Origin of the sequence: Megasphaera sp. SW808 (assembly GCF_012027795.1) — a bacterium.
In the GTDB taxonomy this organism is placed as follows: domain Bacteria; phylum Bacillota; class Negativicutes; order Veillonellales; family Megasphaeraceae; genus Megasphaera; species Megasphaera stantonii.
Map to the genome: position 1 here is coordinate 1 of NZ_SJOT01000019.1, position 14,865 is coordinate 14,865.

Consider the following 14,865-nt stretch of genomic DNA (forward strand, 5'->3'; position numbering starts at 1 on the left):
AACGATTATTTTTTATTTTTTCTAATGAATACAGCATGTTATGGTAAAATAATTACGGAGAAACTTTACTGTATAAAAGCGAAAAATATATAAAGTAACGCCAATATCAGTACCGGCACGCTTCCCTAAAAAAACTCATTTCAATCTGATAAGAATAGAACACGGGATATTTTCATTTCTATTAGGGCTTAGTCACGTTAATTAGAACAGTAGGACCGTCGTATGTCCACTCTTTTTGAAAAAAATAGGGCAACGGCAGATATATGACACCTGTCGTTACCCTAACATTTACTATAAAACCAATTATTTCTGCGCCGCTGCCGGAACAACGCGGACGGCTTTCACACTCCGACGTCCGTATAACCCATAGTACAAGAAAAAGCAGACGATGGCGATGACGCCGGCCACGGCATATAACTGGGGAAATGTAAGCATGCGGTGCATCATCCCTAAGACGTACGGCCCTACGCCAAGGCCCAGATCCAGGGCGACGAAATACGTCGACAAGGCCACGCTGACGCGGTGAGGCGGCGTCAATTTAATGCAGACGGCCTGTCCGTTCGACATGAACGTCCCATATCCCAATCCGACGAAAACGCCGGCTAGGAGAAGCTGCCACGCCGTACCTGTCGCATACAGGAGGAACAACCCAGCGGCCAGGCAGAGATAACAAGGATAGAGCACGTAATTTTCTCCCTTCCGGTCGAAGATAATGCCCGTCAGCGGCCTCGTCACCGTAATGACGACGGCGTACACGACGAAGAAGAACGTGCCGGCCTGTACGAGGTGAATTTCTCTGGCATAGGAAGCCAAAAACGTCAGTACGCTGGAATAAGCGAAGCCCATGAGAAATCCGATAAGGGAAATTGTCATGACGCGGCGTTCCACGTAATTATCGACGGATATGGCTTTCATATACGCTCTTTCTTCCTCGCTCAGTTCGATTTCGTCTACGTGGAGGAAGACGCAGCCGACGGCGCAGGCAACGACTAAGACCGTGCAGAGGCCGACGATAAAGCGGAAGTCCGTAATCAGCATGAGGAACATGCCCAAAAACGGTCCGATAGCCGCGGCCAGGCTGGTGCTCAAACCGTAATAATTGATGCCTTCGCCCCGCTTATCGGCCGGGATACAGGCGGAAATAATCGTGTTGGTAGCCGTCGAGACAATGCCGTAAGCCAAGCCGTTCAGCAGGCGGATGATATACATGACAGTCAGATTCGGAATATAAAAGTACAATAATGTCGTAACCAGGTAAAATAAGAGCCCTCCATACAAGGTGCGGCGGCGCGTATACAACTCGATGGCCTTGCCGAACTGCAGGCGCGCCAGCAAGGTGCCGACGATAAAGATGCCCGATGCCAGCCCGGCTTCACTCAGCGAAGCGCCGAGTTCGTCCTTTGCCACAACGGCAATAATAACCATGAGCAAATAATAAATTAAATACACGACGAAATTAATTCCCGTATCCAACAGGAAATCTTTATTCCACAGCGATTTCTGTTCCATACGTCTACATACAACTCCTTTTCTTGAATTCAAGGAGAATTGTACTCCTTCGCGTAGGGTTTGTATAACAGAAAAAAACGATGTATGTCATAAAAAACAGCGATGTCACGACGGCACGTGATAGGTCCTCTTCATATAGTCGACGAAGACCTGAATAGCCTCGTACCTGGGATTGCTCCGCTTGTACAGCAAATAGCAAGGCAAAACGATCGGCGGCTCCACGTCGTACCAGCCGCCGGCGACGCCCAGGGCTTTCAAAAAACGTTCCGGCAGAAGCGCGCCGATGCGGTTAGCCTGACAATAATTCATCATCGCGTAGGGCGTAGAAAACCAAGCCTGCGTTTGCAGCGGCAAGGATGTATGGGCTGATAAAAATTGATTTAAATATTCGTTCATGACGTACTGAGGAGAATATTGGGCCAAGGGCTGCGAAGCAATGAAATCGGCCGTCGCAACCCCTCCGGAAACGACGATATGGGGCGCATAGTAAACGATGTTTTCCTTACAGAAACAGACTTGCTCATAGCCGTCTATATCCATAGAGGGCAGCCGAAACAAGGATATAATGTCGAGCTCGTCGCTGCGGAGCTTCTGCAGTAATTCCTGCGCTTCCAAATTATATACCTGAAAGGACGCTCCGCTGTAGTGCTGCTGAAAGTACGCCAAATGGCGGTTCATATGAATATCTCCCAGCGACAGCATGATGCCGATGGAAAGAGGCAAGGCTCTGCCATCCATAGAACGAACTTCGTCTAAACAACGATCTAATTCGTCCAATATGGGCTCCAGCCGCTGAAATAATAGTTCACCGGCTTTCGTCAACTGGCTGCCGCGGTTTGACCGGGCGATCAGACGGACGCCGACGACGTCTTCCAGCTTTTTAATCTGCGCGCTGAACGCCGACTGCGTAATGCTTGCCGCGTTGGCTGCAGATGTAAAATTGCCGTATTTTCCATATAAAATAAAATTTTTTAATTGCTGTATACTTGGTAATTCAGTCATAACGTCTCCTGCCGTACGTATAGAAAGAGGCATGCCGCGGCATGCCTCTTTCTATACTACTATATACCTGTGCTTATTCTTCTTCGTCTTCAGCAGCCAATTCTTCAAAGGCCTTGCTGGCTGCTTCAAATTCTTCTTCCGTCGGTTCTACGTAAACGGGTTCGCCGTCTTCTTCATCGACGCGGGCGATGATAGCTTCTGCTTCGTCTTCGTTTTCGCAGATTTCAAGGAGCAGCGAAAAGATTTTGCCGTCGATTTCGACTGCGTCTACTTCCTGAAAATCTTTTTCTTCACCATCGGGACTGGTAATCGTAATGACCATTACTTCTTCCATTTCTTCTGTCATGTTATCCTCCTTGAGCGTCTAAATAATTTTGTAATATGAGGACAGCCGCCATTTTATCGACGAACTGTTTTCTCTTTTCCCGCCGTACATTGCCTTCCATCAGCACGTGTTCGGCCATGACGGTCGTTAGGCGTTCATCCCAATAGACAAAGTCCATATCTGGCATGACCTTTTTGAGTTCATCTACAAAGTGTTCGATCTTATCAATATTTTCGCTGTAGTCGCCGTTCATATGACGGGGACGGCCTACGACGATGCGGTGCACTTCCTTTTCGGCGACCAGCTCTTTCAGCCGCTGGAAATCCTTTTTCTTGGAAACGCGCCGTATCGTCTCGACGCCCTGCGCCGTAATGAGCAAGGCGTCGCTGCAGGCTACGCCGATGGTCTTAGAGCCGACGTCTAGTCCTAAAATCCGCATGTTCCTCCTATAAGCCGCGATGCTTTACGTACGAACGGACCAGTTCTTCAATGAGTTCGTCCCGTTCGATACGCCGGATGTTGCTGCGGGCGTTGTTGTGACTCGTAATATACGTCGGGTCGCCGGACAGCAAATATCCTACGATTTGGTTTACGGGGTTATATCCTTTTTCTTCCAATGCGTGATACACATCTTCTAAAATCATAGAAGCGACAGTCTGTTCTTCGTTTCTATTCCTGACGATCATCGTTTCGTCGCTGATTGCCATAGAATCACATCCTTTACGACATTGCGTATGTAAATACTTTTTATCCAATCAATTCGCTGACGGCAGCTTTACCGGCCTTCAGGGCTTCGGCCAATTTTTCCGGAGCCTTGCCGCCGGCCTGGGCCATATCGGGACGGCCGCCGCCGTTGCCGCCGGCTGCCTGAGCCGCCGCCTTAATGATCTTGCCGGCATGGAGGCCTTTCTTCGTATCGGCTTTAGCGACCTTGCACACGAAGTTGACCTTGCCGTCATGAACGGCACCGAGAAGGACGACGCCGCTGCCGACTTTATCCATGATCGTATCGGCCAGCTCGCGCAGGCTGTCCATAGAATCGGCCTGGGCTTCCGCCGCTACGACGGATACGCCGTTGACGTCTTCCTTAGCGGCCAGCATATCGTCCATGTCGGACATCGCCGCGTCCTTCTTGAGCTGCTGCAGTTCTTTTTCCGCCGCTTTCAGCTGCGCCAAAACCTGTGTCAGCTTGTCGGGAATTGCGTCGGCCTTAGCTTTCAGCATATCGGCGACGAGACGCAGTTCCGCCGCGTCGTGCTGCGCTTTCTGCAGAGCTGCCGCGCCGGTAACGGCTTCAATGCGCCGCACGCCCGTACCCGTGCCGGATTCCGACAGGATGCGGAAGGTGCCGATGACGGCCGTCGACGGCACGTGAGAGCCGCCGCACAGTTCGCAGCTGAAATCGTCGACCGATACGACGCGGACGACGTCGCCGTATTTTTCGCCGAAGAGGGCCATAGCGCCCTTTTCCTTGGCCTTGGCAATGGGCATTTCTTCTATATCGACGCGTACGTTTGCCAAAATTTCTTCGTTGACCAGGTCTTCGACTTCGGCCAGTTCGTCTGCCGTAACAGGCGAGAAATGAGTGAAGTCGAAGCGCAGGCGGTCCGGCGTAACGAGGGAGCCGGCCTGGTTGACATGATTGCCCAGCACCTTGCGCAGCGCGGCCTGCAACAGATGAGTCGCCGTGTGGTTGCGGGCCATGGCCAGATTGCGGTCCTTATCTACCTTAACGTCGACCATATCGCCGATGCACAGGGCCCCTTCCTGAACGGTCGCCACGAGGTATACCAGGCCGTTCGGCAAGGCTCTGGCGTCCGTTACGACGGCCTTGCCTTCTTTTCCTTCCAGCATGCCCGTATCGCCGAGCTGGCCGCCTCCTTCGGGATGGAAGGGATTGTTGTCGATGATGACCGTCACTTCTTCGCCGTCGCAGGCTCTCGCCACTTCTACGCCTTCCTTGCCCAGCATAACGACAGTCGCTTCAATGGCCGTCGGGTCGTTGACCAGTTTGCTCTGATCCAGTCTCGTCGTATCGGGCGTAGCCACTTTCGCCGACACGTCTTCGCGGGCGGCGCGGGCCCGTTCCTGCTGTTCCTTCATGGCGGCGTCGAAGCCGGCATGGTCGATGGTAATGCCGTTTTCACTGGCAATTTCTTCAGTCAGCTCGACAGGGAATCCGTACGTGTCGTACAGCTTGAATACGTCCTTGCCGTCCAGTTCCTTCGCCGGGCCGGCAGCGGCCATGAGCTGGTCGAGGAGTTCCGTCCCCTGGGCCAGCGTAGCGCTGAACTGCGTTTCTTCCGTATCGATAACTTTTTTGATTAATTCTTCATGTTCTTTCAGTTCGGGGTATTCTTCGCCGAGGATGCCGATTACCGTGTCGACGAGGCCGCTGAGGAACAATTCTTTAATTCCCAGCAGGCGGCCGAAGCGGACGGCGCGGCGCAGGATACGGCGAAGGACGTAGCCGCGGCCTTCGTTGGACGGCAGGATACCGTCGCTGATCATGACCGTAATCGCCCGGATGTGGTCGGCAATGACCTTCATGGCCACTTTCTGATGGGGATCGTTGTAATCGCCATGGCAGAGGGCGATGACGTCTTCGATAATCGGGAAAATCAAATCCGTTTCAAAGTTCGATTCCTTCTGCTGGATAACCGAAGCCAACCGTTCCAGGCCGGCGCCCGTATCGATATTTTTCTTAGCCAGAGGCACGTATTCGCCGTCTTTGGTGCGGTCAAACTGGGTAAATACGAGGTTCCAGATTTCCAAATAGCGGTCGCAGTCGCAGCCTACGGTGCAGGTCGGCTGGCCGCAGCCCCGTTCCGGTCCCAGGTCGTAGAAAATTTCGCTGTCCGGGCCGCAGGGGCCTTCGCCGATTTCCCAGAAGTTGTCTTCAAATTTGAAGATGCGTTCGTCCGACAGACCGATCATGTTGTGCCAGTAATCGTAGGCTTCGTCGTCGTTCGGATAAATCGTAACGTACAGCTTGTCCTTGTCCAGCTCGAGAACTTCCGTCAGGAATTCCCACGCCCAGGAAATTGCTTCTTTCTTAAAATAGTTGCCGAAGGAGAAGTTCCCCAGCATTTCAAAAAACGTATGGTGACGGGCCGTGCGGCCGACGTTGTCGATATCGCCGGTGCGGATGCACTTCTGGCTCGTCGTGACACGATAGGACGGCGGTACGAGCTTGCCCGTAAAGTACGGCTTCAGCGGAGCCATGCCGGCGCCGATGAGCAGCAGGCTCGGGTCGTCCTGGGGAATCAGGGGAAAACTATGCAGGATCAAATGCTCCTTGCTCTTGAAAAAGTCCAAATAGGCTTTGCGGATTTCATTACCCGTCATGTATTTCATCAACAACACTCTCCTGTATTCTTCATATGGAAAAATTATACGCTTATTTGCCCTCGTTGGGCAACCTTTTCCCTTATATTTTTCACTTATTTTTACAAATTTTTCATTATAAGGAATGGCTAGCAGAAGCCGCTCCTGGAACGCCGCCGGAGGAAGGGCCTCTTGCTAGCCATCGTATTCTATTTATCTGACCCGTTTGGCGCCGATATAGCGTTCGGACCAGTAGCCGCTTTTCAGGCTGTCTACGCGGATACCGCCGCTGCTCGTCGCGCTGATGAAGTTGCCGTCGCCGACGTAAATACCCGTGTGGGACACGCCCGGCTCATAGGTCGTAAAGAAAACCAAATCGCCCGGTATGAGCTCGTTTTTCCGTACGCGGAACCCCATGCGGTACTGCTCGTCAGCCATGCGCGGCAATTCAATGCCGTTGTGGGAAAAGACGTATTTCGTAAAGCCGGAGCAATCGAAGCCCTTAGGCGTATTGCCGCCGAACACATAGGGCACGCCGATATACTGGTACGCCGAATCGACGAGCTGATGGCCGATGTGTTCGGAGCCCTTCAGGCTTTTCAGCTTCGTGTACTTCAGCTTAGACGTCTTGTCAGACTTTTTAGCCTTCGTCTTTTTGGCGGCCTTTTTCTTGCTCTTCGCCGGCTTCTGTACGGCTTTGGCACCGCTGTCCTTCGGCATGAGCGTCCGTTTGCCCGTCAGAAGATAGTACGTCCAGCCGCCGACCTTGCCGCTGACCTGTATTTTCTGATCTTTCTGGAATTTAGATACGGCTTTGGCCATATCCTTGGAAAATACGCCGTCGGCCTCGACGTCGTAGCCCCGCTTGATCAGCTGCTTCTGAAGAAGCAGCACGTCGCCGCCCTTATCGCCTACGGCGTAATAATCGGCGGCTCCAACAGGAAGAGCCATGGCAGCCAGCACGGCGGCCAATATCCATATCCGTTTTATTTCGTTTCGCATACAAGCTCCTTTCCGTCTCCGAAACGGCCCGGCCGTTCCGTACCCCGTGAGGATTCGACTACTATCGGTTGCGTTCCTCTGGTTCGCCGCGTCCGCCCAGCTCGGCCCGCAGCCAATAGAGGGGACGCTGCTTTACTTCTTCAAAAATACGGCCTATATATTCGCCTACGATGCCGATGAACATGAGCTGAAGGGCCCCTAAGATGCAGATGACGACGATGACCGTCGTCCATCCCGGCGCAGCCGAGCCAACAGCGCTGGAATACAGGGCGTGCAGTATGATGAGGACGCTCAAAAAGGCGCTGACCAAGCCGGCGTAAAAGGATATGCGCAGCGGTATCTTCGAATAGGCCATGATGCCGTCTAAGGCAAAATGCAGCATTTTCCGCACGGAAAATTTTGATTTTCCGGCAAACCGCGGCGGCGCTACAAAGTCGACGGTCTTCTGCTTGTAGCCGATATCACCGATCATTCCCCGGATAAACCGGTCGTGCTCCCGAAACAACTTAAACGTCGCCAGCACGCGCTTGTCGATGAGGCGGAAATCGGAGCCGCCCGGCGCGATGTGCACCGGAGACAAGGCGTTCAGCAGGCGGTAATACCACTTGGACGTCTGCCGCTTGAGAAAGCCTACGCCCTTCGTGTCCTTGCGTATCGTCTGCACGACGTCGTAGCCTTCCCGCCAATACTGAACCAGCTGGGGAATCATTTCCGGCGGGTGCTGCAGGTCGCCGTCCATCATGACGATAGCGTCGCCTCTGGCGTGGTCCATGCCGCAGGTAATGGCCAGCTGATGACCAAAATTACGGGCCAGCAAAAGCGCACGCACGTGCTCGTCCTGCTGCGTCAGCCGGCTGAGCAGCAGCGGCGTCGCATCCCTGGATCCGTCGTCGACAAATATAATTTCATATTCCATGTCCAGATTCTGAACTGCCTTTGTCGCTTCTGTATAAAACTTCTCAATGTTTAATTGTTCATTGTATACAGGAACGACAATGGACAGGAGCTTCCGGACTTTCCCCTCAAAAAGGCTCATCGTTAACTATACCATCCCTACCAACGTACTGCAAAAACTTACAAAGTATAGAACCGGTAATCTGCCGTTTACGAATTACCGGTTGCGATATGCTGCATACGTTTTTTAATTTTTCATCTGATGAACAGCTGCTTTATCTAATTTATTATAGCAAAAACGCCCCCGTTTTTCCAGTAAATTACTGTAAAACTCGATATAACAGGCGGCTTTGCTGCCGCTTCGGCCTTATAAAAAACATCCGGCGCCGCAATAGGACGCCGGATGTACGCAATGCCTGCGGCATCACGGAAGGCTGCTCGCTTCGTCCAGGCTCATGAGGATGCGTTCTAACAACGCTGCGCTGCCTTCCTTCTTCAAGGAAGAGTGGACAACGGCGTCATGGCCCGTCGGAAAGATCTGTTTGAGCATTATCATATTTTTTCTTTTTTCACTGGCCTTCAGCTTATCGGCCTTCGTCCCGACAATTTGCAGGGGAACGCCATGTTCCGACAGCCATTGATAGGCCTGCCGGTCGATATCCAGTCCGGGATGGCGCAGGTCGACGAGCAGGCACAGCATGACCAGGTGAGGCGACTGGGTGACGTATTCGCCGATAAAGTCGCTCCACATCTGCCGCTTTTGGCCGCCAGTCCGGGCAAAGCCGTATCCCGGCAAGTCGACGAGGAAAAAGGGCGTGCGGCGAATCGCTTCGCCGTCTTTTTCCCGCAGCTCGACGCTGAAGTAGTTGATGGTCTGCGTTTTTCCCGGTTCGCCGCTGACCCGGGCCAGGCCGCGGTAGTTGCACAGGGAGTTGATGAGGCTCGACTTCCCTACGTTGGAACGGCCTAAAAAGGCGATTTCCGGCAAACCGCTGTCGGGATACTGATCCTTGCGGACAGCCGACGCCGTATATTTCGGATTGATTATTTGCAAGCTCTTTGCCATTATGAGTTCACCAATGCCTGTTCTAATACTTCATCCATATGATGTACAAATACAAAGGTCACGTCGTCCTTTACCGACTGAGGCACGTCGTCCATATCGCGCTTATTCTCTTCCGGCAGCAAAATCTTTTTGATGCCGGCCCGATGAGCCGCAATGACCTTCTCCTTGATTCCCCCGACGGGAAGAACCGTGCCCCGCAAGGTGATTTCGCCGGTCATGGCCACGTCGTGCCGTACGGCTTTACCTGTCAGGGCCGAGGCCAGGGCTGTAGCCATCGTAATGCCCGCCGACGGCCCGTCCTTTGGAATCGCTCCTTCAGGCAGATGGATGTGCAAATCCAAATGAGAATAGAAATCTTCCGGCAGCCCCAGCTCGCCGGCGCGGCGGCGGATGTAGGTCATACCGGCTTCAGCCGATTCCTTCATGACGTCGCCAAGCTGTCCCGTCAGCAGCAGGCTGCCCTTGCCCTTGACGGCGACGGCTTCCGTTTCCAGTACTTCGCCGCCGACCTGCGTCCAGGCCAGCCCCGTGACGATGCCGACTTCGTCGGCCTTGTTGACCTTCGTCGGCAGATATTTAACCGGGCCGAGAATCGTCTGGAGATTTTTCATCGATACGGTAAGCGGCGTTTCTTCTTCCAGCAAAATCGACTTGCCTACCTTGCGGCATACGGCGCCAATGGTCTTTTCCAGAGTGCGGACGCCCGATTCGCGCGTATACCCCTGGATAATCGTCTTCAAGACGGCCTCGGAGAAGCGGGCCTGGCTGGCCTTGAGGCCGTTTTCCTTGAGCTGCTTCGGCACGAGGTACTGTTTGGCGATCTGTACCTTTTCTTCTTCCGTATAGCTCGTAAATTCGATAATTTCCATGCGGTCCAGGAGCGGCCGGGGAATATCGCTGACGACGTTGGCCGTCGTAATCCAGAAGACCTTGGACAAATCGAAGGGAATATCGAGGTAATGGTCGGCGAAGGAATTGTTCTGTTCCGGGTCCAATACTTCGAGAAGGGCCGCCGACGGGTCGCCGCGCATGTCCGACGTCATCTTGTCGATTTCGTCAAGAAGGAATACGGGGTTCTTGACGCCGGCTTGCTTGAGGCCCGAAATGATGCGGCCAGGCATCGCGCCGATGTAAGTGCGGCGGTGGCCTCGGATTTCCGCTTCATCCCGCACGCCGCCTAAGGAAATGCGGACGTACTTGCGGTTCATGGCCCGGGCAATCGAACGGGCGATGCTCGTCTTGCCGGTGCCCGGAGGGCCGACAAAGCAGAGAATCGGCCCTTTCAAACTGTGCGTCAGCTGGCGGACAGCCAAATATTCGATGATGCGGTCCTTGACCTGCTTCAAGCCGTAGTGGTCTTCATCCAAAACACTCTGAGCTTCTTTCAAATCGAGGCGGTCTTTCGTTTCTTTTTTCCAGGGAAGTTCCAACGCCAAGTCCAGATAGGTGCGGATAATCGCCGACTCCGCCATCATAGGCGGCATAGAATCGAGGCGGTCCACTTCTTTGAGAAGGGGCTCTTCGATCTTTTTCGGCAGCTTCATCTTATGAATCTTTTCCCGCAGCTCCTGCGTTTCCGTATCCTTATCGACCTTGTCGCCTAATTCGCGGTGAATGGCCTTGATCTTTTCCCGCAGGTAGTATTCCTTCTGCTGCTGGTCCATCTTGCTCCGCACTTCCATGTTGAGAGACGATTCCAGATTGGCAATTTCTACTTCCGTGTCGAGGAGGATCATGACGCGGCGCAGACGGGCCTTGACTTCGGCCATTTCCAAGATCTGCTGGCGCACGACGAGGCGCAGCGGCAGCTGGGACACGATAAAGTCGGCCACGGCGCCGGGTTCTTCAATAGCCTTGGCCTTTTCCCGGATTTCTTCACCGTTGCGGACGTTTTCCAGCCAGTCGGAAAACTGCTTCAATACGACGCGGCGCAGCGCTTCTTCTTCTATAGAATCGTCTTCAATTTCGTCGACCTTGACAGCGGCTACTTCCAGATAATTCTTCTTTTCAGAAAAGCCCTGGAGCTGCACGCGGTCAATCCCGTCGACAAGGATGCGCACCAGCCCGCCAGGAAGGCGGAGAAGCTGCTGAATCCTGACCAGGGTACCGCACTGGTACACGTCGTCAAAGCCCGGGTCGTCTACTTCTTCATCTACTTGAGCCGAAACGACGAGCAGCCGGTCATGTTCCATGGCATAATCGACGGCGGCCAGGGATTTTTCCCGGCCAATGTCGATGTGGCTGAGCAGTTTCGGATATACGACAATGCCCCGCAAAGGAACGAAGGGCATCGCTAAAATCGAATTTTCATCCATGATGTATCACCTTCTTTAGTCTAAAAATAAAACTCATTTCCGACTGAGAGAAATGAGTTTTATTTCCATATTATATCATTTTACCTGTTTTAATACAAGGTCAGGCTCTGTCCCTTTTGTGACGCAATCTTCCGTTACGACGCATTTTTCCACGTCGTGACGGCTCGGCACGTCGAACATGACGTCCAGCATGATCCGCTCGATGATGGAACGAAGGCCGCGGGCGCCGGTGTTGCGGCGCAGGGCTTCCTTGGCAATAGCCTGCAGGGCTTCGGGAGTAAATTCCAGCTCCACGTCGTCCATATCCAGCATCTTCTGATACTGCTTCACCAAGGCGTTCTTCGGTTCCGTCAAAATGTGAACCATTGCCTCTTCGTCGAGAGGATTCAGCGTGACCAGTACGGGAAGACGGCCGATCAATTCGGGAATGAGGCCGAACTTCTGCAAGTCCGTCGGAATGATTTCCTTCAGGAGCGATTCCATGGAATGCTCTTCCTTTGAATGGATATCGGCGCCAAAGCCCATATTTTTATCCGTCGTCCGGTTCAAAATGGTCTTGTCGATGCCGTCGAAAGCGCCGCCGCAGATGAACAGGATATTGGTCGTGTCAATCTGCAGCATTTCCTGATGGGGATGCTTGCGCCCGCCCTGAGGCGGCACGCCGGCCACAGTCCCTTCGAGGATTTTCAGCAGCGCCTGCTGCACGCCTTCGCCCGATACGTCGCGCGTAATGGACGGGTTTTCCGATTTGCGGGCAATCTTGTCGATTTCGTCGATGTAGATAATGCCCCGTTCGGCCTTGGCGATGTCGTAGTCCGCCGCCTGAATCAGCTTGAGCAGGCAGTTTTCTACGTCTTCGCCGACGTACCCCGCTTCGGTCAGGCTCGTCGCGTCGGCAATGGCAAAGGGCACGTCCAGCAGCCGGGCCAGGGTCTGGGCCAGCAGTGTCTTGCCGCAGCCCGTCGGCCCTACCATGATGATATTGGATTTTTGTAATTCTACGTCTTCTACTACACTGTTTGTCTGCAGTCGTTTGTAATGATTATATACGGCGACAGCCAACGTCTTTTTAGCCGCTTCCTGACCGATGACGTATTCATCCAGCGTCTCCTTGATTTGGCGCGGCGTCGGCAGATCTTTCAGTTGGAAGTCAGAAGATACTTCTTGCTTTTCTTCTTCCAAGATGTGCTGGGCAACGGCAATGCATTCGTCGCAGATATACACGCCGGGACCGGCGATCAGCTTCTGCACCTCGTTTTGCGAGCGGCCGCAGAAACTGCATCTCGGTTCGTTATTTCTATCGTTCACAGCGTCTTCCTCCTGTATGGCCCGTTATTTCGCTTCTTCGTGAGGGCGGACGAGAATTTCGTCGACGAGGCCGTAGGCTTTGGCGTCTTCGGCCGTCATGAAGTTATCCCGGTCCGTATCCTTCTGAATGACGTCTATGGGCTGTCCCGTGTGCTTGGACAACAGGCCGTTCAATTCCTTGCGCATACGCAGAATTTCGCGGGCGTGGATTTCGATTTCTGTAGCCTGTCCCTGAACGCCGCCTAAGGGCTGATGAATCATGACCTGCGAATGGGGCAGAGCAAACCGCTTGCCCTTCGCGCCGGCAGCCAGCAGGACCGACGCCATGCTCGCCGCCGAGCCGACGCAGATAGTCGACACGTCAGGCTTAATGTACTGCATCGTATCATAAATAGCCATGCCGGCCGTGACTACGCCGCCGGGGCTGTTGATGTACAGGTGGATATCCTTATCCGGGTTATCGGCTTCCAGGAATAACAGCTGGGCGATAATGATGTTAGCCGTCGTATCGTCAATGGGACCGCCTAAAAATACAATGCGGTCTTTGAGCAAACGGGAATAAATATCGTAGCTCCGTTCGCCCTGCGCCGTCTGTTCGACGACAATGGGGACATACATACTCATAAAAACACCTCCGGAAATTACGCTTCCGGTTTGTCTTCAGCCGTTACCTGTTCTACGGCAGGTTCTTCAGCTTTTGCTTCTTCGTTTGTATCGACAGCATTCTTCAAGATGAAGCTTGCGGCCTTTTTGCGGCCGACAGACTGGACAAGCATCGGAACGCGATGTTCTTTCATAATAATTTTGTAAACTTCTTTCGGATCGGCGCCGAAGTTCTGAGCCATCGTGATGATTTCGGCCTGGAGGTCGATATCCTTTACTTCGATGCTTTCAGCTTTGGCGATAGCTTCCAATACGAGGTCCATCTTGACGTTTTCTTTAGCCGGTTCGGCATACTGTTCTTTCAGTTTGTCCATATCCTGGCCCATGTATTTGAGGTAATCGTCAAGGTTCATGCGCTGCGTTTCCAATTTCATGGACAGTTCTTCGATCATCTGGTCGATCTTGTCGTCGATCATGACCTGGGGAATGTCTACTTCTGCAGCGTTGACGGCAGTCTTCAATACTTCGGAATTGAATTTTTCCAAAGCCTGGAAGGAAGCTCTCGATTCGAGGCGTTTGCGGATGTCGGCCTTCAATTCGTCGACCGTATCGAATTTGCCCGCTTCTTTTGCAAATTCGTCGTTAATAGCCGGCAGCTCGCTGCGTTTTACGTCGTTGACCTTAACGGCGAAAACGGCTTCCTTGCCAGCCAGGGATTTTTCAAAGTAATCTTCGGGGAACGTGACGGTTACGTCTTTTTCGTCGCCTGCCTTGCAGCCGATGAGCTGGTCTTCAAAGCCGGGGATGAAGCTGCCCGAGCCGATCTGCAGCGGATAGGCCTTGCCTTCGCCGCCTTCAAAGGCTACGCCGTCGACGGTGCCCTTGAAATCGATAACGGCAAAGTCGTCTTTTGCGATTTCCGTTCCTTCCGGAGCTACGACGAGCTTGGAGTGCTGCTTCTGCAGGTTAGCCAATTCTTTCGCTACGTCTTCGTCGCTTACGGCAACGACGTCTTTAGCGACTTTGATGCCCTTGTATTCGCCGAGCTTGACTTCCGGCTTTTTCGTAATCGTAGCTTCGAATACGACGTCTTTGCCCTTTTCGTCGCAGATGACGTTGATTTCAGGGTCCGTTACGGGAACGATGTCTTTTTCTTTCAATGCGTCGCTGTACGCTTTATTGGCAATGGCTTCGAAGATTTCCTGTTTCACAGCGTCTTTGCCCAAGAAGCTTTCCAGCACCATGCGCGGTGCTTTGCCTCTGCGGAAACCGGGGATATTCACGCGGTTTGCCAAGTTTTTGCAAGCTGCTGCAGCCGCTTTCGAAGCGTCTTTTGCAGGCACTTCAATGTGCAGGGTTACTTTGTGCTGGTCTACTTCGTTAACTGTTACGTTCATTCTAACTATGTCCTCCTCATGGGCCAAAAAGCCCTAATTTATCTCTAAATTACCATATTACGCTCTACATCATACCACAAGTTTACTTTTTTTACAATATAAAAGTAGGAGACAGGC

The 14,865-nt window shown here is 52.9% G+C and carries 13 protein-coding genes; all 13 read right to left on the reverse strand.

The features are described from left to right. Positions 1–303 precede the first annotated feature (303 nt). A complete protein-coding gene (locus tag E0L13_RS07825) occupies positions 304–1,509 on the reverse strand; it encodes an MFS transporter (protein ID WP_168061551.1) in 1,206 nt (401 codons plus the stop codon). 105 nt (positions 1,510–1,614) lie between these two features. After that, the gene (locus tag E0L13_RS07830; RefSeq protein ID WP_168061553.1) at positions 1,615–2,511 is read right to left on the reverse strand and encodes a LysR family transcriptional regulator; all 897 of its coding nucleotides are present in this window, start codon (positions 2,509–2,511) and stop codon (positions 1,615–1,617) included. Positions 2,512–2,584: 73 nt separating this feature from the next. Next, complete coding sequence (locus E0L13_RS07835; protein ID WP_168061555.1) at positions 2,585–2,857, reverse strand: DUF1292 domain-containing protein; 273 nt, start codon at positions 2,855–2,857, stop codon at positions 2,585–2,587. Between the two features lies 1 nt (position 2,858). Next, positions 2,859–3,275 (reverse strand): Holliday junction resolvase RuvX, encoded by a 417-nt coding sequence (ruvX, locus tag E0L13_RS07840; protein WP_087477162.1) that lies wholly within the window; start codon positions 3,273–3,275, stop codon positions 2,859–2,861. A 7-nt stretch (positions 3,276–3,282) separates the two neighbouring features. After that, a complete protein-coding gene (locus tag E0L13_RS07845) occupies positions 3,283–3,543 on the reverse strand; it encodes an IreB family regulatory phosphoprotein (protein WP_087477163.1) in 261 nt (86 codons plus the stop codon). 40 nt (positions 3,544–3,583) lie between these two features. Continuing rightward, positions 3,584–6,184, reverse strand: a complete 2,601-nt coding sequence (gene alaS / locus E0L13_RS07850) for an alanine--tRNA ligase (RefSeq protein WP_206081586.1) — start codon at positions 6,182–6,184, stop codon at positions 3,584–3,586. Between the two features lie 192 nt (positions 6,185–6,376). Further along, positions 6,377–7,165 (reverse strand): NlpC/P60 family protein, encoded by a 789-nt coding sequence (locus E0L13_RS07855; protein ID WP_168061559.1) that lies wholly within the window; start codon positions 7,163–7,165, stop codon positions 6,377–6,379. 61 nt (positions 7,166–7,226) lie between these two features. After that, on the reverse strand, positions 7,227–8,201 hold the full coding sequence (locus E0L13_RS07860; protein WP_168061561.1) for a glycosyltransferase family 2 protein: 975 nt from the start codon (positions 8,199–8,201) through the stop codon (positions 7,227–7,229). 282 nt (positions 8,202–8,483) lie between these two features. Beyond that, positions 8,484–9,125 carry a ribosome biogenesis GTP-binding protein YihA/YsxC gene (gene yihA / locus E0L13_RS07865; RefSeq protein WP_107195856.1) on the reverse strand — a complete coding sequence of 214 codons (642 nt, stop codon included), beginning with the start codon at positions 9,123–9,125 and terminating at the stop codon, positions 8,484–8,486. Further along, positions 9,125–11,440 (reverse strand): endopeptidase La, encoded by a 2,316-nt coding sequence (lon, locus tag E0L13_RS07870; protein ID WP_087477167.1) that lies wholly within the window; start codon positions 11,438–11,440, stop codon positions 9,125–9,127. The genes yihA and lon overlap by 1 nt, the downstream gene beginning before the upstream one ends. A 75-nt stretch (positions 11,441–11,515) precedes the next feature. After that, positions 11,516–12,748 carry an ATP-dependent Clp protease ATP-binding subunit ClpX gene (gene clpX / locus E0L13_RS07875; protein WP_087477168.1) on the reverse strand — a complete coding sequence of 411 codons (1,233 nt, stop codon included), beginning with the start codon at positions 12,746–12,748 and terminating at the stop codon, positions 11,516–11,518. 24 nt (positions 12,749–12,772) lie between these two features. Next, positions 12,773–13,372, reverse strand: coding sequence for an ATP-dependent Clp endopeptidase proteolytic subunit ClpP (gene clpP, locus E0L13_RS07880; RefSeq protein WP_095629357.1), 600 nt, complete (start codon positions 13,370–13,372; stop codon positions 12,773–12,775). Between the two features lie 17 nt (positions 13,373–13,389). Beyond that, positions 13,390–14,748, reverse strand: a complete 1,359-nt coding sequence (gene tig, locus E0L13_RS07885) for a trigger factor (RefSeq protein WP_095629358.1) — start codon at positions 14,746–14,748, stop codon at positions 13,390–13,392. Positions 14,749–14,865: the final 117 nt, after the last annotated feature.